Annotated in this window: 20 protein-coding genes and 2 pseudogenes; 11 read left to right on the top strand and 11 right to left on the bottom strand. The window is 34.8% G+C overall.

All coding sequences use genetic code 11. The annotated features are described in order from the left end of the window. Positions 1-113: pseudogene (locus ACIQ2X_RS04250) on the top strand (histone H1); the annotation flags it as partial. 118 nt (positions 114-231) lie between these two features. Here the strand turns inward: ACIQ2X_RS04250 and ACIQ2X_RS04245 are convergent. Then, positions 232-1,077, bottom strand: a complete 846-nt coding sequence (locus tag ACIQ2X_RS04245; protein ID WP_396177656.1) for a DUF2911 domain-containing protein — start codon at positions 1,075-1,077, stop codon at positions 232-234. Between the two features lie 143 nt (positions 1,078-1,220). On the opposite strand from ACIQ2X_RS04245, the gene ACIQ2X_RS04240 reads away from it, so the two are divergent. The 3 genes from ACIQ2X_RS04240 to ACIQ2X_RS04230 are packed head-to-tail and all read left to right on the top strand — an operon-like array spanning position 1,221 to position 3,681. Next, entirely contained in the window at positions 1,221-1,685 is a 465-nt protein-coding gene (locus ACIQ2X_RS04240; protein WP_396177652.1) for a cell division inhibitor, read from the top strand. A gap of 6 nt (positions 1,686-1,691) precedes the next feature. After that, entirely contained in the window at positions 1,692-2,384 is a 693-nt protein-coding gene (locus ACIQ2X_RS04235; RefSeq protein ID WP_396177651.1) for an SDR family NAD(P)-dependent oxidoreductase, read from the top strand. A 10-nt stretch (positions 2,385-2,394) separates the two neighbouring features. Further along, positions 2,395-3,681, top strand: coding sequence for a cryptochrome/photolyase family protein (locus ACIQ2X_RS04230; RefSeq protein ID WP_396177650.1), 1,287 nt, complete (start codon positions 2,395-2,397; stop codon positions 3,679-3,681). 75 nt (positions 3,682-3,756) lie between these two features. On the opposite strand, the gene ACIQ2X_RS04225 is transcribed toward ACIQ2X_RS04230, so the two are convergent. From ACIQ2X_RS04225 to ACIQ2X_RS04200, 6 genes are all read right to left on the bottom strand, one after another. Next, positions 3,757-4,422 carry an HAD family hydrolase gene (locus ACIQ2X_RS04225; RefSeq protein WP_396177649.1) on the bottom strand — a complete coding sequence of 222 codons (666 nt, stop codon included), beginning with the start codon at positions 4,420-4,422 and terminating at the stop codon, positions 3,757-3,759. A gap of 118 nt (positions 4,423-4,540) precedes the next feature. Continuing rightward, entirely contained in the window at positions 4,541-5,221 is a 681-nt protein-coding gene (locus ACIQ2X_RS04220) for an HAD family hydrolase (RefSeq protein WP_396177648.1), read from the bottom strand. 103 nt (positions 5,222-5,324) lie between these two features. After that, complete coding sequence (locus ACIQ2X_RS04215; RefSeq protein WP_396177646.1) at positions 5,325-6,800, bottom strand: hypothetical protein; 1,476 nt, start codon at positions 6,798-6,800, stop codon at positions 5,325-5,327. After that, complete coding sequence (locus ACIQ2X_RS04210; protein ID WP_396177644.1) at positions 6,800-8,497, bottom strand: hypothetical protein; 1,698 nt, start codon at positions 8,495-8,497, stop codon at positions 6,800-6,802. The genes ACIQ2X_RS04215 and ACIQ2X_RS04210 overlap by 1 nt, the downstream gene beginning before the upstream one ends. Before the next feature lie 2 nt (positions 8,498-8,499). Beyond that, positions 8,500-9,543 carry a hypothetical protein gene (locus ACIQ2X_RS04205; RefSeq protein WP_396177643.1) on the bottom strand — a complete coding sequence of 348 codons (1,044 nt, stop codon included), beginning with the start codon at positions 9,541-9,543 and terminating at the stop codon, positions 8,500-8,502. Between the two features lie 2 nt (positions 9,544-9,545). Beyond that, a complete protein-coding gene (locus ACIQ2X_RS04200; RefSeq protein ID WP_396177642.1) occupies positions 9,546-10,181 on the bottom strand; it encodes an alpha-ketoglutarate-dependent dioxygenase AlkB family protein in 636 nt (211 codons plus the stop codon). Between the two features lie 328 nt (positions 10,182-10,509). On the opposite strand from ACIQ2X_RS04200, the gene ACIQ2X_RS04195 reads away from it, so the two are divergent. Next, positions 10,510-10,713, top strand: coding sequence for a hypothetical protein (locus tag ACIQ2X_RS04195; protein WP_396177640.1), 204 nt, complete (start codon positions 10,510-10,512; stop codon positions 10,711-10,713). Positions 10,714-10,836: 123 nt separating this feature from the next. Here the strand turns inward: ACIQ2X_RS04195 and ACIQ2X_RS04190 are convergent, their stop codons facing one another. Both ACIQ2X_RS04190 and ACIQ2X_RS04185 read right to left on the bottom strand, forming a co-directional pair. Further along, on the bottom strand, positions 10,837-11,679 hold the full coding sequence (locus tag ACIQ2X_RS04190) for an isoaspartyl peptidase/L-asparaginase (protein WP_396177639.1): 843 nt from the start codon (positions 11,677-11,679) through the stop codon (positions 10,837-10,839). Positions 11,680-11,729: 50 nt separating this feature from the next. Then, a complete protein-coding gene (locus ACIQ2X_RS04185; protein ID WP_396177638.1) occupies positions 11,730-12,626 on the bottom strand; it encodes a cyanophycinase in 897 nt (298 codons plus the stop codon). Between the two features lie 258 nt (positions 12,627-12,884). Between ACIQ2X_RS04185 and cphA the strand changes: the two genes are divergently transcribed. The 6 genes from cphA (at position 12,885) to arsB (ending at position 19,965) form a co-directional block, all read left to right on the top strand. Next, a complete protein-coding gene (gene cphA, locus ACIQ2X_RS04180; protein WP_396177637.1) occupies positions 12,885-15,509 on the top strand; it encodes a cyanophycin synthetase in 2,625 nt (874 codons plus the stop codon). 757 nt (positions 15,510-16,266) lie between these two features. Continuing rightward, on the top strand, positions 16,267-16,599 hold the full coding sequence (locus tag ACIQ2X_RS04175) for an ArsR/SmtB family transcription factor (protein ID WP_396177636.1): 333 nt from the start codon (positions 16,267-16,269) through the stop codon (positions 16,597-16,599). 18 nt (positions 16,600-16,617) lie between these two features. Beyond that, positions 16,618-17,088 (top strand): DUF6428 family protein, encoded by a 471-nt coding sequence (locus ACIQ2X_RS04170; RefSeq protein ID WP_396177635.1) that lies wholly within the window; start codon positions 16,618-16,620, stop codon positions 17,086-17,088. A gap of 47 nt (positions 17,089-17,135) precedes the next feature. After that, complete coding sequence (gene chrA, locus ACIQ2X_RS04165) at positions 17,136-18,266, top strand: chromate efflux transporter (RefSeq protein ID WP_396177634.1); 1,131 nt, start codon at positions 17,136-17,138, stop codon at positions 18,264-18,266. Positions 18,267-18,277: 11 nt separating this feature from the next. Continuing rightward, a complete protein-coding gene (locus ACIQ2X_RS04160) occupies positions 18,278-18,889 on the top strand; it encodes a low molecular weight phosphatase family protein (RefSeq protein WP_396177633.1) in 612 nt (203 codons plus the stop codon). Between the two features lie 2 nt (positions 18,890-18,891). After that, positions 18,892-19,965, top strand: coding sequence for an ACR3 family arsenite efflux transporter (gene arsB, locus ACIQ2X_RS04155; protein WP_396177632.1), 1,074 nt, complete (start codon positions 18,892-18,894; stop codon positions 19,963-19,965). Positions 19,966-20,094: 129 nt separating this feature from the next. On the opposite strand, the gene ACIQ2X_RS04150 is transcribed toward arsB, so the two are convergent. Together ACIQ2X_RS04150 and sucC are read right to left on the bottom strand one after the other, a co-directional pair. Then, positions 20,095-20,547, bottom strand: coding sequence for a response regulator (locus ACIQ2X_RS04150; protein ID WP_396177630.1), 453 nt, complete (start codon positions 20,545-20,547; stop codon positions 20,095-20,097). 360 nt (positions 20,548-20,907) lie between these two features. Then, positions 20,908-21,257 (bottom strand): annotated as a pseudogene (gene sucC / locus ACIQ2X_RS04145) (succinate--CoA ligase subunit beta); the annotation flags it as partial.

The following is a 21,257-nucleotide window of genomic DNA, read 5'->3' as shown; positions in this document are numbered from 1 at the left end:
TAATTACAAAAGGTGTCAAAGCTGCTGGACCAAGAGCCCGTAAATCCACTTTAGAGCTTGAAAAATTATTAAAAGAGTTCAGAAAAGTTTCTGTAGAAGCAGCTAAAAAATAAGTTTTTTTACCCAATAGAAAACCCTTCGAAATCAAGTTCCGAAGGTTTTTTTTATGCCTCAATTTTAAGCAAAAAAAAACGGCCTATTACAGCCGTTTTGATGTAAAAAAAACTTTTTTTATTTTTTGCTCCACTCAGCAATACTGTCTTTATTCATTTTTACATAATCCGCGTTTTTAGCGGCTTCTGCAGCAGCTAAGGAAAGTTTTGCAGTTTCAATCGCTCCCGCTTTATCGCCTAATTTCGCTTGGATCAACGATTTTTGTCTCAATTGCCAAAACGGTTTTTCTTTACTCATTCCCAACGCTTTGTCCACATATTCCAACGCTTTTTTCATATCACCATTGGACTGAAAAAAGTAGGTTCCAGCGGCATAATAATCGGCTGCATTGGGTCCATTCAATGCTCTGTTGATGCTTGCCATTGCAATTTTATCGGTTGGAACTTCCACTTTTACAGCAACCAAAGTTTTTTCCCAAGAAATTTCTAGATGTCCAAAATTGTTATCTAAATTGTTCATCGCAATCGTAAAAGTTTCCAATCTATTGTTCAACATTTGTGGTTTTGCAGTAGTCTTCAACGCAACTTTCGTTTCGTCCATTGTTTCTGGAGTTCCCCAGTTGTCGGTGTCTTTATAAAAAATGACGTCCCAATTATCGGCTTTTGGTACAGTAAAAAGCGCATATTTTCCTTTTGGTAACGTTTTTCCATCAATCATTACATCGTCTGAAAAGGTTACAATCGAATTTGCATTGGCACCAGTTCTCCATAATTTTCCAAACGGAACCAAATCACCAAAAATTGTTCTTCCTTTTGCACTTGGTCGGCTGTAATCAATAGAAACGTCAGTCATTCCAACCATCTGCGAAACCATTGCTTTTGGACTTGATTGTGGCGTCTTTACTTGGGAAAATCCAGTAAAACATACGACTGCCAACATAAGTGTAGTAATCATTTTTTTCATTTTCGATATCTTATAAAGTTAGTTTTCAAAGATAATACTCTTCACTAAGTTTAAAAGTTAAAATAAACATAAAGTGGTTTTTTTGTTTAATTATCTTTACTTAAGATTAAACATTATTAGTACTTTTGCCTAAAATTATTTGAATGAAGATTTATACCAAAAGCAGCACGCAAAGAATTCCGTTATCACTCGATGAAGCTTGGACTTTTTTGTCCAATCCTAAAAATTTGAAAATTATTACCCCAGATTACATGGGATTTACCATTACTTCTGGTGCAGATCGCGAAATGTATGCGGGACAAATCATACAATATATTGTAACACCCATTTTTGGAATCAAAGCCAAATGGGTTTCTGAGATTACTCAGGTCGTTGATAAAAAGTATTTTATTGACGAGCAACGTTTTGGGCCATATGCTTTTTGGCACCACAAACATTTTATAAAAGAAGTAGAGGGTGGTGTTGAAATGGAAGATATTATTGACTACAAAGTACCGCTAGGCATATTGGGTCAAATGGTGCATCCTTTTTTGGTTAAACCAAAATTAGAGGAAATATTTGAATACCGTCGAAAAAAATTAATTGAACTTTTTGGAGAACTAAAATAAAACAATATGAAAAATATACTACTAATTGGTGGTTCCCACGGAATTGGACTTGAAATTGCCAAAAACTTGAGTTCCAATCACAACATCATCGTCGCCTCTCGAACAGATGAACATTTAACAGATTTAAATGTCAAGCACATCAGCTTTGACGCTCTAACCGATACTTTGGACCTAAACGAGCTTCCAGAAGTTATTGACGGATTTGTGTATTGTCCGGGAAGTATCAACTTGAAGCCTTTCAAAAATTTAAAAATGGAACAGTTTCAGGAAGATATGGACATTAATTATTTGAAAATGGTAAAAGTTTTCCAAACCGTTTTGCCAAAATTGTTGCAATCGTCAGAGGCAAGTGTAGTATTGTTCAGCAGTGTTGCAGCTTCTACAGGAATGCCGTTTCATTCGAGCATTGCCGGTGCAAAAGCAGCAGTCGAAGGTTTTGCGAAATCCATTGCAGCCGAATTTGCTCCAAAAATGCGAGTCAACGTGATTGCACCATCGATTACCAATACATCTTTGGCCGATAAGTTTTTAAATTCAGATGTAAAAACCGAGCGAGCTGCCGAAAGACATCCGCTGAAAAAAGTGGGCCAACCTCAAGACATTGCCCAAATGGCACAGTTTTTATTGAGCGAAAATGCCTCTTGGATTTCTGGGCAAATTTTTCACGTTGACGGAGGAATGTCTACCTTACAAACCTAATTCCATACCAATGACGATTTTTTGGTTCAGACGCGACTTACGATTGGAGGACAACCACGGTTTTTTTGAAGCCTTGTCAAATTCCGAATCGGTTTTGCCTATCTTTATTTTTGATAAAAGCATTTTGGACGAATTGCCCAAAGACGACGCTCGGGTAACTTTTATTCACGAATCTTTGAGCGAAATAAACACAAAACTGCAAAAAGTAAACAAATCGATAGCTGTTTTTTACGGAACACCAACACAAGTTTTTGAACAAATTTTGTCAGAAAACGAAATCAAATCCGTTTACACCAATCACGATTATGAACCCTATGCATTGAAAAGAGATGCGGATTTAAAAACTTTTTTTGAAGCCAAGAATATTGATTTTAAAACATTTAAAGACCAAGTCATTTTCGAAAAAGACGACGTCGTTAAAGACGATGGAACGCCGTATGTGGTGTACACGCCGTTTTCGAAAAAGTGGAAAGAAAAGTTGCATGCAAATCCCATTAACAACTATCCTTCTGAAAATTTTCTGGAAAAAATAGCGTCTCACTCCTACCCTTTTCTTAGTTTATCCGAAATTGGATTTTCTGAATCCACGATAAAAGTCAGACCCTACGAAATTTCTAAAAAAACAATTGAAAAGTACGAAGAAACAAGAAATTTTCCAGCCTTGGATCAAACCACATATGCAAGTGTTCACCTGCGATTTGGCACCATCAGTATTCGGAAATTGGTACAATATGCAGCAAAATTTCAGGAAGATACGTATTTAAAAGAGCTGATTTGGCGCGAATTTTTTATGCAAATATTATGGCATTTTCCGCATACCGTACACAATAGTTTTCGACCACGATATGATGCCATTCAATGGAAAAACGATGAAAAATTGTTTCAAAAATGGTGCAATGGAAAAACAGGTTACCCCATTGTCGATGCAGGAATGCGACAGCTGAACAAAACCGGTTACATGCACAATCGGGTTCGAATGGTTGTAGCGAGTTTCTTGACCAAACATTTGCTCATCGACTGGCGTTGGGGCGAAACGTATTTTGCACAAAAACTTTTGGATTACGAACAATCAAGTAATGTAGGCAATTGGCAATGGGCTGCCGGTTCGGGTGTCGATGCCGCTCCGTATTTCCGAATTTTTAACCCAACCGAACAAGTAAAAAAGTTTGACAAAGATTTGAAATACATCAAAAAATGGGTGCCCGAATTGGAAACTATGCATTATTGCCAACCCATTGTGGACCACAAAACGGCCCGCGAACTTTGCTTGAAAACCTACAAAGAAGCTGTGGGATGATGGATGATGGGTGATCAATGATGGAATCCAGTAGTTTTAGAAAGAAGATTGGAAAGCCGTATTCGACTGATTTTATTAAAGTTTAGCAATAATGTGACTGATTTTTTCGAAGTTTAAATCGGCAAAATCATGGATAATTTCATCCGCTTGCGACTGGTCTTGCGTGTTGACTTCGGTAGCTTTATAGGCAATACAGTAAATTCCAGCCGCCTTCGCCGCTTTGATACCGTTAAAACTGTCTTCAATAACAATGCATTCCGACTTATTATGTCCAGATAACTCCACCGCTTTTAAAAACAGGGCAGGATTTGGCTTCGATTCGGGAAAATCAGCACCGCTAACTTTGTGCGAAAAATATTCATTCAAACCAAAACGCTCAAAAATTGCATCAATGATTTCCATTTCAGATGACGAAGCTACAATCAACTGCATCCCTTTTTGATGTAAATCGATAATCAAGTCTTTGACGCCCGAAATCAAATGATGGTTGTCATCGGCATTAAATGCTTCGATAAATAACCTATTTTTTTCGATAACTAAATCGGTAACCTCAGCGCGTAAGTCAAATCGTTCCTTTAACTTTTGATAGATCATCTTGTTTGAATTTCCGGTAAAAGTCGAAAATAACGCGTCGGAAACATCAATTTTCAGATTTTGAAATTGAATTTTACTCACTTGGTGGTGCAAAGGTTCACTGTTGACCAATACACCATCCATATCGAATAGTACGGTTTTTATCATTACAATTTATTTTAATTTTTTTTCGCGCCACAAAGTCACGAAGTCGAAAAGCATTCATAAAGACTTGTAAGACTCAAAAATTATCCCAGATAAACTTCGTTACCTTTATTTTTTTCTTCTAAAAATCTTCTTGGCTTTGTGTCAATTTGATTTTCTTGATACGATCAACCGTCAATTCATCAAAATGGTTAACAATCACATTGGCTTTTGATAAATCTTGTAGTTCGGAATGTTCACTGTTGTAACCCACACAAAAAATGCCCGCTCCAACAGCAGCTTCGATACCGTTCCAACTGTCCTCAATTACAATACATTCGTTTTTTGGAAATTTCGACAAACTTGCCGCATGCTCAAAAATCGCGGGATGTGGTTTACTTTTTGGGAAATCTTCCCCACTCACAATGTGAGAAAAGTACTGATGCAAATGAAACCGTTTAAAAACACGTTCAATCGTAACCTTAGACGCCGAGGAAGCCACTATCAATTCAAAACCGTTGGAGTACAAATTTTTAATCAAATTTTCAACCCCTTCAATCAAATACAAATCTTCTTTGGTATCAAAAGCATCGTTGAAAATGGCGCGTTTTCGCTGGATTAAATCTTCGACATCTTGGTTAATTTCAAAAGTATTTTTCAATTTTTGAAACACATTTCGGGTAGAATTTCCGGTATAAGTAGCAAACATTTCGTCGGTAACCAAAACGTTTAACTCGTCAAAATGTTTAAAATAAGCATACCGATGTACCGGTTCGGTATCTACAATTACACCGTCCATGTCAAAAATTACTGTTTGAATCATCTAAAATTGAGTTGGTAATTAAAAATGCGAATTTAGGCTTTAAATAATCAACTGGCAAAAAATTGGGGAATTTGGGGAGGGGGAATGTATTTGAAAAACAGTATTAAACTATGTAACACTTAAATACTCTTATTACTCTTGACCAATTAGTTCCTGCCCATTCGCCTTTTCTTTCTGATATATCAGAAATAAGGTTGAAATCGGGATTATTATCAAATGATTGAACAAAACCATTTATACGTTCAGTTTTATAACTATCAACAAATGGACTTACACAAACAAAAAAATTATTGCCTTTAAAACTGTACTTTATCAAATTGATTAAGTCAGTCATAGAGAATAATTCAATATCAAGAATATTTGAGAGCAAATGAATCTTTGTTTTACTTTCAGTATTTTCAAAGTCGCTATTTTCTAATGAATCTAAATCTTTATTAATGGTAACAATTTGTACGTCTGATACAAATTTTCTTAAATGTAATGAAGCTCTTTTGATTGCTATTTCAGAAGGTTCAATTAGTGTAAACTTATTGACAGAATAGTTGATGTTTTGATTGTTTAGATATTCTATAAAACAAACTGAAGCTAATCCTTGACCACAACCCCAATCATAAATTTCAAGTTCTTCTTGTAAAGTATTTTGTTCAATTGGACTAATTGCACTCATCATTTTTGCGTAGTGCATTTTTCCGTAGCTATTTAAGTATGCTAATAATTGATTTTGCTCTGTCAATACCTTAACACCTCTTTGTAATGACCAAAAAATTTCATTGCTTGCTACTACTGAATATAAATCAGCACATAATTTTTGAATTTCTTTAAAGTTGGCGGAAATAGTAGCTAATAATTCTGTATAATGGCTATCAACTTCAATTAAGTGTGGTTCAATATTAAAAGCAAGATATTGACTTGCTCTTTCTAGAATCTCGTCTAATTTGCTGTGAACTGCCAGATAAAGTTCATCTATATTATCTAACGAATATGATAAAACTTCATCGACACTTTTTGTATGAAGGAACTTGTATTCGTCGTTTTGCAATTCTTCAAGTAGTTTCTTTTTAAATTCAAGTACTCTTTCAGTATTTTGATGTCCAAAATTGTAAAAGACTTCGGTGTAAAAATGAATTAATGTTGAAATAGTTTTCTGTTCGTTATCTTCTTCTTTTAAAAAGCTATCAGATAAATATGATAAAATTTCAGGTATTCTATTTTCATAATCATCAATTGAGTTTATACCAATAAGGAATTTTGCAGTAGCGTTAAGTCGGCTATTTAAAGAAATATTATTTTGTTTTGCAATGTTGTAAACTCGTTGAAATTCTAAAGCAAGACCAAATCGCTGAGATACATCTAATAAACAAAATAAAAATGTTCGGTTTTTACTGTCTGAATAATCTAATTGATTATAAATAACATATTTAGGTAGAATATATTTTTCTATCTCTGCTCTGTGACTTATGATACTACTATTCTTCTGACTTATGAAAAAATCATAAATCTCAATTGAATTCTTTTGTATAAAGTCTTCTAAATTTTCCAATAAATTAGAAGCGTCAAAAAGCCTGTTAAGAAAACTCATTATTTATCCAACTTTAAGATTTCATTAATCAATTCAGTATTTATCTTGTACGCAGAATGTCTTGGTATTTTTAATTCTTTTGCTTTTTTCTTTAGAGCAGTCATAGATAATTTCTCAAGTTGAACTCTCGACAATTCATTTCTAATTAGTTCATTTTCATTTGAAAATAATGAGCCTGTATTTTCACTAACTAAATTTTCTTTATTGCTTTGAATTGCTTCATAAGACTTTATTTCAATTGGCTTATCTACGTTCTTTTCAATTTCTGATTGATTTTTTGCTTGAGCATTTTGTATTTGATTTTCGAGCTTCTGAATCTTGTTGTCTTTCTCTAAAATAGCATTATTTAATTGTTCTACAAATGCTTTGTTTTGCTCTAATTCAGCTCTGTATTTGTTTGAAACATCTGTTTCTACTTCGTTCTTGAAATATTCGATTTCTGATTTAAAGAGCAATTCAATTTCATTTTTTTTTATACTAAAAGGAAACCAATTACTAATGATATCAGAAATTTTTCTAAGTACTTTTTCAACTTGTGTCAATTCTATTGGTTTCAAAATAATTATTTCGTCAATCATTTGATAAGTAATATAGCTGGTGTTTTTACTTTCTTGTTTTTTAACTTCCGAAAAAAAACTGTCTATATACTTAAATGACGAAATATTGTTGAATGAATTGAAAACGTTTTGGTAAATGCTTTCAATTATATAGTAATCTAATTTGCTATCAAGATGAAACTTAATATCGACTGCAAAATTGGCAGTTCTGTATTTATTTCTAAATGCTTTGTAGCCTTTGTTCAAACCGAAAGTCAGTGATAAACCCTCTTTTCTTTTTGCATTAAATTTTCCAGAAATCAAATCAGAAATAAACGAATCAACTTGTTTTCGTTTTCCCTTTCCGTAGCTTTCTAAAATAGCAACAAGATAAGTTTGTGTATTTTCCGCAATCTTATCTATTTGAACTAAACCATTTTTTACTTCCAATTTAACTTTATCAATTTCTGCATATCGTTGAACTTCGTTATGGTCGATTTCTGAGTAAATCGTGTTATGAAAATTCTTAAATTTACCGTCATCTGTAAATGCAAATTGGAAACTATTTTCGATGTTTATATTCTGTTGTGCAAGAATATTACTAAATATAGTATTTATGTTTCCTAAAGCTGAAAAATAATGAGTAGGATAATTTTGAAAATTATCTTTACTTATTTTCATAGTAGAAAATCCACCCAAAATTTGGTCGTATTTTTTCAGATATTCGCTCCAGTTTTTTTCGGATAATTGAATTTTTATATTATCTAATTCTTTCGTTTCAATACTTTCTTCCTCTGATACTTTTAAAAGTCTTTCGGGAATAAATGCAGAGCCTGATGTAATATTAAAATTTGTATTTACTTTTTGCTCTTCATTAGTGAAATAAACGTTTTTAATTCTCGATATAGGCAATGGCATATCAAACAAGTAAAAGTTTTCACTTATTTTTTTTGGTACTTCTTCATCTGTATTTAATACAATTTCTATCGCACAATTAGTATCTTTTGTAAATTTTGAGGAACTAAGCAATAAGTAATTTTTAAATCTATCCTGAATATCAGCATTTTTGTTCTCGATATAGATAGATGGCAAAATGATTCCACTCCCTAAATAATGAGCTAAATTCATTGAATGTATAGGTATATAAAATGAGTTACTCATATTTATTCTATTGTTACAGTGTTTATATCTCCAATATTTGGAAATCCATTTTTACAAAGTAAAAACAAATTTGTTTTAGTCCTTGTGAAAACTACATAATAATCATCTTCATTAACTATGTTCATATTTTGAATATTCCACTTGAATTGGTCAAATTCGGGAATAATTACTGTGTCAAATTCTGTTCCTTTTGAAGATTTATAAGTAGTTACGTGAATTCCTGACAATCCTTGAAAATCTTCAAGTTCATTTTGATATTTTGTAACATCAATAGTGTTATCCAGTCTATCCCTTATTTGTTGATAATAGTTATTCACTTTTGGTACAGTAGGAACAAGAATCGCAATATTATGTGTGTCGCTTTGAAAATCATTTATGATATCAAGAATTGCATCAACTTGGTTTTCAACCTCTCTACCAACATTTAACTTCATAATAGGTTTTAAGCCTGTTGTCGTTGCTCCATTTATTGTATATTGTCGAATTAGTCTATTAGGAAATATAGAACGAGTAAATAATAATATTTCTTTGGAATTTCGAAAATTTCTTTGTAAATCAATTTTACCGAATGTTCTATTATTTTCAAATCTATTATCAGTTTCAAACCAGTTTTTTAATTCCTCCCATTCTCCTGTTGATAGAAACATTACTTGTTCTCCATCTGCACCATAAGAAATTCTATTGGTATAATTAAAGTATCGCTGAAATGTGTCTTTTTTAATATCTTGTCCTTCATCAATTATTATTTCATCATAATTTTTCGCATTATGAGATAACCACCAAAATGCTCTATCAATACTATTCCCAGCATTTGCATTTTGTGTACTTGCCGATGCTTTTAAATAATGCTCTAAAGTTTTAGTGTATGTTAGTAATAAACTGTTTCGTAATCCAGTTGAATGGTTTCTAATATGTCTCCATAAGCTAACCACACTTTTTCCAGTACCAGGTCCACCAGACAAGGCAAGCGGATTTGTTTCATCAACAGCTATTTGTTGGTCTGGTGTTAAATCTGTAATAAGAGGCAAGTTGAAATAGTATGGCATTTTTATTTTATCACTCTAAAGGTTAGGTTAATTCTTTCATTTACTTTTTGGGTAGTTTTTGGTACTTGATGTTGCCAAAAATGTTGCAAATCTCCTTGCATAATAAGCAAACTACCGTGTGTCAATTCGATTTCAATTTTTTCCTTTGTTTCAATATGCCTTAACTGAAATTTCCTTGTTGCACCAAAATTCATAGAGCCAATAATCGGATTCTGTCCTAATTCCTTTTCTGCATCTGTATGCCAAGAAATAGAATCATTTCCGTTTCTATATTGATTTAGCAAAACGCTATTAAATTTAGTCTTGGCAATTGGTTCAATCTTATTCTTTATTTCAAATAATTCTTTAGTCCAGAAATTTGGAGTAAGTGTGATTCCAGAAAATGAATAGGGTTTATCGTTATCGCCATACCAAGCAGTTAATCGCGGAAACATTACTTGTTTACCATACATATTCATCGATTCTTGTTTCCAAAGAATATCATTTTTTAAAATCAGAAGGTACTTGTCACTTTCTGATTTTGTAAAAAAATTCGGAAAAAAAAGATATTCTCCGTTCTTAATTAAATTTAAGCCAGGGTTTATTTTGGGATTTGATTGAACTAAAATTTTATTACCAAAAAGATCTGTCTGTTCCATGTCGTAAAGTTAGTAAATTCTGCAAAATTTTTGAATGTAAGTAAAAAAATAGATTAATTAGATTGAAATAAAAAAATAGAGGGTTAAGCATTCGCATAATAAACTAGCCCGTCTAGTATTCTCACTTCACATTTTATAATAAAACAAGCTAAATTTACAAAAAATTATTCAAAGAGAATTTACCTTAATGCTTTTTTCCGCCCTTGAGGTGCACAAAAGTTGCCCTCAAAAAGCCAACTGCGGCCGCTAAAGTAATGTAAGGTAAAAAGGTTTTTCCTTCCTGAAAGTAAACATAAGAAGTCAGGAAAAGTGCGAGACTTTCGAAAATATGTATCAAAATACCGAAAACGGTATGATGTTTTTTGGAAATTTTGATGAAAATAAAATACGCCAATATCACTATACCCATCAGCAATATCGTCCAACCTATAATGCTGTGGTGGTGCTGGATTTTTGCAAAACCTTTTTGCAATCAGAATTACGGCAACCGCAAAATGGTGAAAAGACTCTAGTTTACTTTTCATATGTGTAGATTTTGAATTTTTCAGCGGTCACATATGTTATCGCCTTTTTACCCATCGGTGTTTGCTTTCGCAGACTTGTTGTTAATGGCGATTTCATATAGAGATGTTAATTTTGTAAAAATGAAAAAAATTTACCCAAATACTTCCTCTTTTGCTCCATCAAAACTGGCAAAAACCATCGTGGGATGCGAATCTTGGTGAAAAATAGTACCGTCCTTGTCTATTGCAATGGCTCCGGCAAAACCATCGATCGGTTGAAGTTCGTCAAAGGTTTTTGCAAAAGCGTCTTTCAACGAAAAACCATCGGTAACGCGGGTTACAATTTTAGCTGCAACGGCTCCACTTACAATATCTTCTCCAACGCCGGTAAGGCTCACGCCGCAAAAAGTATTGGCATAATTTCCCGCAACCGTAGCCGAATCGGAAATGCGACCTACCATCTCAAAGCCTTTTCCGCCGGTCGACGTTGCGACAGCAAGTTTTCCGTCTTTGTCCAGAGCCACACAACCCACCGTTCCTTGTCGGTTTCCGGAAAGTTTGGCTTCGTACTCTGCTTTTCGTTGGGGAATTTCGGTCGAAAATACTTCAAAACCTTTTTTTCGTGCAAATGCAGTCGCACCGCTTCCACCCAAAACTTTATCTTCGTAATCCAGTAATTTTTGAGCTACAAAAACAGGATTTTTTACATCCTCAATATTGATTACACCACTCATTTTCAAAGTTGAGCCATCCATAATAGAAGCACTCATTCGGATTTTTCCGTCGCTCTGGATTTGTGATCCAATTCCAGCATTGAATAATTCGTTGTCTTCCAATAAACTAACGGTATAAACAACGGTTTCCAAAGCAGAATGATTTTCTAAATACAAATAACCGCTTCGCACAATTTCCGAAAGGGCTTTTTGCTTTGCTATTTTTGTTGCAGCGTTTGTAGATGACTCCGAAAAAAAACCTCCGTGAATAATGATTTTCATATTCTATATGGAATTTAAAATAAAACTAGATTCAGAAAAAAGATACAAAGTTAATCTATCGGAATGCCCAAATCGTCAGCATATTGCGACGAATTGATGTGCATTTTATTGGTTTTGATGTCAAATGTATCGTATTTACTCAAAACGTGGGTCACTAGGTGACTGATGGAAATGGGTTGCCCCAATTCGATTTGCGTTAAATTGGTATCTTTAATTTCCCGACCATCAACAATAATGACCAGTCCAGAGCCAATGGCTTCCATACGAGAATTGTGTGTAATGAGTAAACCCGTATCTTCTCCCAAACCAATTCCTAGAATCCGTGGATTACTCACAACCGATTGAAACAACCGACCGATTCGGCCTCTTTGCACGAAATGTGTATCAATAATAACGCCTCCAATCAAACCCAATCCTCCGGTAATTTTCACTTCCCCTTTCAGTAAAGCTTCCGAACTACTCCCTTGATATATCATGTTGTTTGACGCTGCTGCAGCACCAGCCGAAGTTCCGGCATAAATGAAATCTTCCGTTTGGTATTTTCTCAATAAAATATCTTGAAACGGTGTTCCTCCTAAAATTGAGGTCAACCGTAATTGATCGCCTCCAGTAACCATTACAACATCAGCTTCCTCCAATCGTTGTAAAACTTCTGGATTAGCCGCTTTTTCTCTTTTATCTATTTCTAAAACACCTGTATTTTTGGCTCCTAAATATTCTAAAGCACGAATATACTCCGCTCCTACTTCTTTAGGAATTTTTGAAGCAGTAGTTAATATTTCTATTCTGGACTTTTCTTTGTGCTTTGATTCAACAATCAGTCGTCTTAAAATTCCCGTTTCAAAAAAATTAAGATTTTTTGCTACATCCTTATCGTATACACCTTCCGTAAAACTTCCTTTATCGACTGCACCTCCTATAATAATTAATTTTCCTTTCGCTTCCATTGTATTTGGTTAATTTGTAAAAGTAACAAAATTTTAAAAAAGACCAAATTTAACAAGCTTTTTTCTAAATTGTTGAAGTCAAAAATCCTACTTATGAATGTCTAAAAAATGAATTCTATAAAAATTAGGATTGATTTAAAAAAAACAAACAAATTGCGTTATATTTTATTTTATTTAACTATTTTTCTGAAAATATTTTTTTGAAAAAGAACTCAAAAAAACGTAAGCATCCATTAACCAAAAATAACACCAAATTCGATGAAAATTTTAAAAATTCAAGCACTCCGTGGACCCAACATTTGGAGCATCTCACGTAAAAAGTTAATTCAAATGCGATTGGATTTGGAGGAAATGGAGCAATTTCCTACCGATAAAATTGAAGGTTTTTCGGAACGAATAGAAGCGATGTTTCCTACAATGTTTGAACACCGCTGTTCCGAAGGTGAACCCGGCGGTTTTTTCTCAAGGGTAAAAAGAGGCACTTGGATGGGGCACGTAATCGAACATATTGCTCTGGAAATTCAAACTTTAGCCGGTATGGAAACCGGATTTGGACGAACGCGCGAAACCAAAACCAGTGGTGTGTACAATGTAGTGTTTAGTTATACCGAAGAAAATGTAGGCATGTTTGCAGCTGAATCTTCTGTACGGATTGCGGAAGCTTTGATAGCAGGAACCGAATATGATTTGGAAGCCGACATCCAACAAATGCGCGAAATTCGTGAACGTGTTCGACTCGGCCCAAGTACCGGAAGTATTGTTGAAGAAGCTGTTTCCAGAGATATTCCTTGGATACGCTTGGGAACCAATTCCCTAGTTCAATTGGGATATGGCATCAATCAAATGCGTTTTCAAGCCACTATTACTTGCAAAACCAGTAATATTGCAGTGGATATTGCTTGTAACAAAGAGGAAACCAAACGCCTTTTGAACTTGGCTTCTGTTCCTGTTGCCGCAGGAAGTATTTGTGTGGATTTAGATGATTTAAAAACAACTATTGATAAAATTGGTTATCCGATTGTGTTAAAACCTCTTGATGGCAATCATGGAAAAGGCGCTTCGATCAATATTACCAATTGGGAAGACGCAGCTTTGGGTCTTGAATATGCTCAGAAATACAGTCGGCGGGTTATTGTAGAACGATTTATCACAGGATTTGATTTCAGGGTTTTAGTCATTGATAATAAACTCGTGGCTGCCGCCAAAAGAGTTCCCGCTCATGTTATTGGCAACGGTAAATCTACGATTCAAGAACTTATTGAGATAACCAACCAAGACCCAAGGAGAGGTTACGGACATGAAAATGTGCTCACGCAAATAGATGTAGACCGGGACACCCTGGATTTGCTGAAAAAGTCGGAAATGACAACGGAGACTGTTCCAAAAAGTGGTGAAATAATCTATTTAAAATCGACCGCCAACTTGAGTACCGGCGGCACTTCGGTTGATGTGACGGACATGATGCATCCCGAAAACATCTTTTTAGCCGAACGAATTTCCCGAATTATCGGACTTGACGTGTGTGGAATTGATATTATGGCCGAAAATCTGACGCAACCTTTAAAAGAAAACGGCGGTTGTATCCTTGAAGTTAACGCCGCTCCTGGATTTAGAATGCACCTCGCTCCTTCCGAAGGATTGCCACGAAACGTTGCCGCACCCGTAATTGACATGTTGTATCCTCCCGGAAAACCAAGCAGGATTCCGATTATTGCCGTAACGGGAACCAACGGAAAAACTACTACTACCCGCCTTTTGGCACATATCGTTAAAAATAACGGTTACAAAGTTGGTTTTACCACTTCCGACGGAATTTACGTTCAAAATCATTTGATGGAAAAAGGCGACACAACTGGACCTATTTCAGCTGAATATATTTTGAAAGATCCAACGGTAGAATTTGCCGTTTTGGAAACCGCACGAGGCGGTATTCTTCGATCGGGAATGGGTTTTAGCCGATGTGACATTGCCATAATTACCAATATTCAGGAAGATCACTTGGGATTGAGTGACATTCACAGTCTAAAAGATTTAGCACGAGTCAAAAGTACAGTTGCCGAAAGTGTCAAAAAAGACGGCTGGGCGGTTTTGAATGCGGATGATCCAGAATGTGTTGAAATTGGAGCCCGATTAAAATGTAATGTGGCTTATTTTAGTATGGATGAAGAACAACCTTTTGTGAAAAAATTATCGAAAGAAGGCAAAATTGTTGCTGTTTTTGAAAATGGTTTTATCACTGTAAAAAAAGGAGAATGGAAAATTCGTGTCGAACGCGTTTCCCATGTTCCTTTGACTCTTGGTGGAAAAGCAAAATTTATGATTGCCAATGTACTTGCCGCTACTTTAGCAAGTTACCTTTGGGGTTTTAAAACAGAAGACATCAGTTTATCTTTACAAACCTTTATACCTGGAGTGGCTCAAACACCCGGTCGAATGAATATTTTTGAATTCAAAAGATTTAAAGTCCTAATCGATTTTGCACACAATGCCGCTGGTTATTTGGGTGTTGAGGACTTTTTGAGTTCCATTGAAGCCAATAAAAAAATTGGAATTATCGCTGGCGTGGGCGATCGACGGGACGAAGATATCAGAGAATGTGCAAAAATAGCCGGACGAATGTTTGATCACATCATCATCCGCCAAGAAAAACATTTGCGTGGCAGAGAAGAACAAGAATTAATCGATTTAATTTTGGAAGGCATTGCATTAAGTGGCAACAATGTAACTTATGAAATTATTCCAAAAGAAGTAGAAGCTATTAAACACGCCATTAACAGTGCGGAAGAAGGCACTTTTATAACTGCTTTAAGCGACGTTGTTACCAATGCAATCGAAATTGTACAACATTATTTAGATAAAGAAAATGAGGAAGGTCTGATATAAAAAATTAGAAAAAGTCAATTATAAAGTTGAAAAGTTATGGTAAAATACAGCCTGTAAAAAGTGCTCTTTTTCGAAATAACTTTTCAACTTTTTTTTGTTTAAATGTAATGTAGTTATCAAAATCGAACTAAACAAAACGTAATGCAATTCTTGGCGAATTCCAACACTATTCCGGATTTATTTTTACCAAAATTACAACATCTGATTTATAAAAAATACATACAAGTCATTTTTTACCTACTGGTTTCCCATTTCTTGATTCCACAGTCACCATACGTTTTAAGCAAGGTTAAAAAATCTGTTTTGCCAAGATGGCGTACGATTAATGCTGGCTTAAATAACGCTGTATTTACCGCTGCGATAATTAAAGGTTCATGTTCTTACATTACCGTTGCGGTATAATTATTTGCCCCGCGGTAATCAATAGGGCAATCGGCGACAGAAGCTTCATAATGTGCAACAACTAATTATTACACTTCGGTAAGGCTAGTTAATACCGCGTTAGAAAAACCAAAGTCAGTACCGTAAAGTAAATAATATGTGAAGTAACAAAATTTTCATTACTATCATTTTTTACTTTAAAAAAGAAATCCAAACATCATTCTTACAATTCCATTTAAAATCCCTTTTACTTTCTATAAATCAATCTGTCCTTGTAAGCTGTTGAACTATTTTTCCCTCTTAACAATAAAATAACAACAAACTCTTCCGTACTTCATCGTTATATTGTAATATTGCAATATCAATATCTTAAATTATGGGAGCTTCCAAAACAGAAAGTTTTACAATTGAACAAAATGAGTTAGCCACACTTGCCAAAGCCTTGGGACATCCTGCACGAATTGCCATCATCGAATATTTGCTCAAGGTACAGACCTGCATTTGTGGCGATATTGTAATGGAACTACCACTTGCACAACCTACCGTTTCCCAGCACCTCAAAGAGTTAAAAAATGCCGGATTGATTAAAGGAAGTTTTGAAGGAACCTCCATTTGTTACTGCATCAATGAGGAGGGCTTCGAAAAAATTAAAAGTTTTTTTCAACGCATCACCCAACATTTAGATCAAAAGAAAAATAATTGTTGCTAAATTTTAAAATAAAGTAAAATGAAACTATCTCAAATTAAAAGCATACTCGCTACCGTCGAAACGGTGAATTTCCAACTTCCGTCAGGTTCTTTTGTTCCCGAACATTTTCATGTAACCGAAGTAGGCTTGATTACCAAAAACTTCATCGATTGTGGCGGAACGGTGCGGAATGAAACTGTGGTCAACTTCCAATTGTGGAATGCCAATGATGTTGACCATCGTTTAAAACCGCAGAAATTGATAAACATTATTGAATTATCAGAAAAAAAATTGGGTATCAAAGATTATGAAATTGAAGTCGAATACCAAGACACGACCATCGGAAAATACGATTTGGACTTTAATGGAACCGATTTTATTTTGTTAAACAAACAAACGGCTTGTTTGGCTCAAGACCAATGCGGAATTCCACAAGAAAAACCAAAGATGCGGTTGTCCGAAATGAATAAAGAAGTTAAAAGTTGCAATCCAAATAGTGGCTGTTGCTAAATATTCAAATTTAAACACTAACAAAATCGATAAAAAATTGTTGTAAGTTGGAAAATAAAGTAGCTTTAAAAGACATAGCTCAACTTTTTTTAAAAATTGGAACTATAGGTTTTGGCGGTCCAGCAGCTCATATTGCAATGATGCAACAAGAAGTTGTGGAAAAAAGAAATTGGCTCACCGAACAACATTTTCTTGATTTAGTAGGAGCGACAAATTTAATTCCAGGACCAAACAGTACCGAAATGGCTATTCACATTGGTTTCGAAAAAGGCGGCTACAAAGGATTGCTATTTGCTGGTTTGTGTTTTATTTTACCTGCCGTTTTCATCACCGGAATTTTTGCTTGGCTGTACAAAGAGTATGGTCAAATTCCCGAAGTACAGCCTTTTATTTACGGAATTAAACCTGCAATAATTGCAATTATTCTTGGCGCTATTTTTCCTTTGGCAAAAAAATCATTAAAAACAGTACCATTATTTTTTATTGGACTACTGGTTTTACTTGGTGCTTTATTGCAAGTACACGAGCTGTATTTATTGTTTGGTGCTGGCTTTCTTGCTCTTTTTTTATCCTACTTTCAAAACAACAAAAACAAAAGTGCTCTCAGTTTTATTCCGATTACCATTTTTCAAATAACCAATTCTACCTTACTTTCCGAAAATTCAGCTCATTTATTTTGGATTTTTCTAAAAATTGGAGCAATTCTATACGGCAGTGGTTATGCACTGTTTGCTTTTTTAGACACGGAGCTGGTTACCACTGGACTTTTATCGCGACAGCAACTTACGGATGCCATTGCAGTAGGACAATTTACACCTGGCCCTGTTTTTTCTTCCGTAACATTTATAGGCTATCAAATTGATGGGTTCAAAGGAGCCCTTGTTTCGACACTTGCTATATTTATACCGTCCTTTTTGTTTGTTGCATTTCTAAATCCACTGGTTCGCATATTACGCAAATCAGTTCTTTTTTCTAACTTTTTGGATGCCGTAAACGTTGCTTCGGTTGCGGTTATTATCGCAGTTTGCATTGATTTAGGAAAAGAAACGATTACAGATTGGCGTACCATCTTTATTGCTATACTGAGTATAACCATCGCTTTTGGATATAAAAAAATCAATAGCGCTTTTGTAGTTATTGGTGGAGCACTTTTAGGCTATTTATTACAATTCATTTAAACATAAAAAACATGTATTTAGAACTCTCATCAAAAATCAACGAAATCCTACAACTGGAAATTTCCAACGAACGCAAAGAAGTAGTGCAACCACTTATTGATTTCATTCAAAGTAAAGTAACTTCTCAGCAACCCATTCGCATCAATTTTATTTGCACACACAATTCCCGCAGAAGTCATTTGTCGCAAATTTGGGCTCAAACTGCTGCGGCATTTTATGGAATTGAAAATGTGTTTAGCTATTCTGGCGGAACGGAGACAACCGCTTTATTCCCGATGGTGGCACAAACCTTAAAAAATTCAGGGTTCAAAGTACAAACTGTTTTGGAGGGTAAAAATCCAGTTTATGCAGTAAAATATGGGGCAAGCGAACATCCTGTGATTGGTTTTTCAAAAAAATACGATGATGATTTCAATCCGGAAGCGGAGTTTGCAGCTGTATTAACCTGTTCACAAGCAGATGGTGGTTGCCCATTTATTGCAGGTGCCGAAAAAAGAATTCCAATTACTTTTGATGATCCAAAAGCCTTTGACAATACACCGTTACAAGAAGAGAAATACGAAGAACGAAGTAATCAAATTGCATCTGAAATGCTTTTTGTTTTTTCACAAATAAAAAAATAAGTATGTCAGCCAATAATTGTGCTCCAGTCGTAGAACGAAAAAAACTAAGTTTTCTCGACCGCTATTTAACGCTTTGGATCTTTTTAGCCATGGGATTAGGCGTTGGAATTGGTTATTTTATTCCGTCAAGCGGCGATTTCATAAATACTTTTACCAGCGGAACCACCAATATACCGCTTGCTATAGGACTAATTTTGATGATGTATCCACCATTGGCAAAAGTGAATTATTCCAAAATGGGCGAAGTGTTCCAAAACACAAAAGTGCTTGGCGCTTCGTTGCTACTCAACTGGATAATCGGTCCAATTTTGATGTTTTTCTTGGCGTTATTTTTCTTAAATGGCTATCCCGAATACATGATTGGTGTGATTTTAATTGGTTTGGCCCGATGCATTGCTATGGTTGTGGTTTGGAATGATTTAGCCGAAGGAAACCGCGAATATGGCGCCGGCTTAATTGCATTAAACAGTATTTTTCAAGTCTTGCTTTACAGCATTTATGCCTATTTTTTCATCACTATTTTACCGCCGTATTTTGGTTACGAAGGATTTGAAGTCAACATCAGTATCGGTCAAATTGCCGAAAGCGTAGGAATTTACTTAGGTATTCCATTTGCATTGGGAATTATCAGTCGTTATGCTTTAATTAGTCTCAAAGGGGAAGAATGGTTTCAAAATAAATATGTACCGATAATTTCTCCTATAACTTTAGTGGCATTGCTATTTACTATTGTGCTGATGTTCAGCTTAAAAGGAGAATTAATTGTGCAAATTCCAATGGACGTTGTACGAATTGCGATTCCGTTGATGATCTATTTTTTAATTATGTTCGTCGTCAGTTTCGTCATCGGAAAGTTTTTTGGTGCCGATTATTCAAAATCCACGGCCATTGCATTTACCGCCACAGGTAACAATTTTGAATTGGCTATTGCAGTTGCCATTGGTGTGTTTGGCATCAACAGTGGTCAGGCATTTGCGGGTGTTATTGGCCCTTTAATCGAAGTTCCCGCCCTTATTGCTTTGGTCAACTTGGCGTTTTGGTTTAGAAAAAAATATTATCCTAAACCAACTTTATAAATTGGACTTATCGTTTACAAAAATAAAATGCTTCAATTCAAAACTTTTTTAGAAAGTTGCTGAATTGAAGCATTTTATTGAAACGGAATTTTTAACTTTTAAAATTTTGCAAAGATGTTTCTGAAAAAATTAGATACTCAAGAAAAACGACTCTCTGTTTAAACCAGAGGTTTGGTATTGCCAATTTATCTTCAATACATGCCGAATGATTTGTTTCAATCGGTTGAAGTCGTTGGGTTTGTGTATGTAAATATTGGCACCACCGCTCAATGTTTCTTCAATATCTTTTTCAGAATTTGAGGTGGAATAAATGGCAATCGAAATGTCGCGAAGTTTTGGGTTGTTGCGAATTAATTTCAAGCAATCAAATCCTGACAGTCCCGGCATATTTAAATCTAGAAACAAAATATGAGGCTTTGCAACATCATCTTGACTCAAAAAATCCATTAACTCTTGCCCACCATTGAACGTCTTCAGCTTGGAATTAAATTCCATTTCGTCTACAGCAGATTTGAAGAAGAAGCGGTCGTCTTCATCATCGTCCGCCAAAACAATATACATTTGATCGGCATTTAGTTTCATAAGTTTTGTTTTTGGGGCTTACAATAATCAGATTTTACAGAAATATCGTTAAACAAATTTAAATAAAAAATACAAGTAAACTGACACAATTTGTTAATTTTTAAATATCTTTTAGAGAAAAGTTTTTTCTAAAAATATTTCGGATTAATTCCTATCGTTGAGAGTTTACTTGGTTAACTTTGTTTAACGAGTGCAAATATTGACTTTTGCCCCAACGTGCAGTTTATAAAATTTTTGAAAAACATTACAATATTTCCACCTCGAAAAGTATGCAAAAAAAAATTCCTAGGAAAAACCTAGGAATTTTTATAATTAATGTACTAGAAATAATTTGAACACTATAACTAATACGTTTTTATCTTATTTTAATGCGGCTTTCACTTGATCTGCAGCTTCTTGAAACTGTACTGCCGACAAGATTGGCATCCCTGAATTGTCAATTAATTCTTTCGCAATTTCAGCATTTGTACCTTGCAAACGAACAATGATTGGCACTTTAATAGCGTCTCCCATATTTTTGTAAGCATCTACAACACCTTGCGCTACACGGTCGCAACGAACGATTCCACCAAAAATGTTAATTAAAATAGCTTTCACGTTTGGATCTTTTAAGATAATTCTAAAAGCCAATTCCACACGTTTTGCATCAGCCGTTCCACCAACGTCTAAGAAGTTAGCGGGTTCAAAACCTGCATATTTAATTAAATCCA

It is taken from the genome of Flavobacterium sp., assembly GCF_044368625.1.
GTDB lineage: Bacteria > Bacteroidota > Bacteroidia > Flavobacteriales > Flavobacteriaceae > Flavobacterium.
The sequence above is the reverse complement of the archived record's forward strand: the minus strand, read 5'-3'. Positions and strand labels throughout refer to the sequence as shown.

What these genes read in the sequence shown, in the direction of transcription:
- ACIQ2X_RS04245 (WP_396177656.1), bottom strand. Translation starts at nt 1,077, where the DNA reads ATGAAAAAAATGATTACTACACTTATGTTGGCAGTCGTATGTTTTACT.
- ACIQ2X_RS04240 (WP_396177652.1), top strand. Translation starts at nt 1,221, where the DNA reads ATGAAGATTTATACCAAAAGCAGCACGCAAAGAATTCCGTTATCACTC.
- ACIQ2X_RS04235 (WP_396177651.1), top strand. Translation starts at nt 1,692, where the DNA reads ATGAAAAATATACTACTAATTGGTGGTTCCCACGGAATTGGACTTGAA.
- ACIQ2X_RS04230 (WP_396177650.1), top strand. Translation starts at nt 2,395, where the DNA reads ATGACGATTTTTTGGTTCAGACGCGACTTACGATTGGAGGACAACCAC.
- ACIQ2X_RS04225 (WP_396177649.1), bottom strand. Translation starts at nt 4,422, where the DNA reads ATGATAAAAACCGTACTATTCGATATGGATGGTGTATTGGTCAACAGT.
- ACIQ2X_RS04220 (WP_396177648.1), bottom strand. Translation starts at nt 5,221, where the DNA reads ATGATTCAAACAGTAATTTTTGACATGGACGGTGTAATTGTAGATACC.
- ACIQ2X_RS04215 (WP_396177646.1), bottom strand. Translation starts at nt 6,800, where the DNA reads ATGAGTTTTCTTAACAGGCTTTTTGACGCTTCTAATTTATTGGAAAAT.
- ACIQ2X_RS04210 (WP_396177644.1), bottom strand. Translation starts at nt 8,497, where the DNA reads ATGAGTAACTCATTTTATATACCTATACATTCAATGAATTTAGCTCAT.
- ACIQ2X_RS04205 (WP_396177643.1), bottom strand. Translation starts at nt 9,543, where the DNA reads ATGCCATACTATTTCAACTTGCCTCTTATTACAGATTTAACACCAGAC.
- ACIQ2X_RS04200 (WP_396177642.1), bottom strand. Translation starts at nt 10,181, where the DNA reads ATGGAACAGACAGATCTTTTTGGTAATAAAATTTTAGTTCAATCAAAT.
- ACIQ2X_RS04195 (WP_396177640.1), top strand. Translation starts at nt 10,510, where the DNA reads ATGTATCAAAATACCGAAAACGGTATGATGTTTTTTGGAAATTTTGAT.
- ACIQ2X_RS04190 (WP_396177639.1), bottom strand. Translation starts at nt 11,679, where the DNA reads ATGAAAATCATTATTCACGGAGGTTTTTTTTCGGAGTCATCTACAAAC.
- ACIQ2X_RS04185 (WP_396177638.1), bottom strand. Translation starts at nt 12,626, where the DNA reads ATGGAAGCGAAAGGAAAATTAATTATTATAGGAGGTGCAGTCGATAAA.
- cphA (WP_396177637.1), top strand. Translation starts at nt 12,885, where the DNA reads ATGAAAATTTTAAAAATTCAAGCACTCCGTGGACCCAACATTTGGAGC.
- ACIQ2X_RS04175 (WP_396177636.1), top strand. Translation starts at nt 16,267, where the DNA reads ATGGGAGCTTCCAAAACAGAAAGTTTTACAATTGAACAAAATGAGTTA.
- ACIQ2X_RS04170 (WP_396177635.1), top strand. Translation starts at nt 16,618, where the DNA reads ATGAAACTATCTCAAATTAAAAGCATACTCGCTACCGTCGAAACGGTG.
- ACIQ2X_RS04160 (WP_396177633.1), top strand. Translation starts at nt 18,278, where the DNA reads ATGTATTTAGAACTCTCATCAAAAATCAACGAAATCCTACAACTGGAA.
- arsB (WP_396177632.1), top strand. Translation starts at nt 18,892, where the DNA reads ATGTCAGCCAATAATTGTGCTCCAGTCGTAGAACGAAAAAAACTAAGT.
- ACIQ2X_RS04150 (WP_396177630.1), bottom strand. Translation starts at nt 20,547, where the DNA reads ATGAAACTAAATGCCGATCAAATGTATATTGTTTTGGCGGACGATGAT.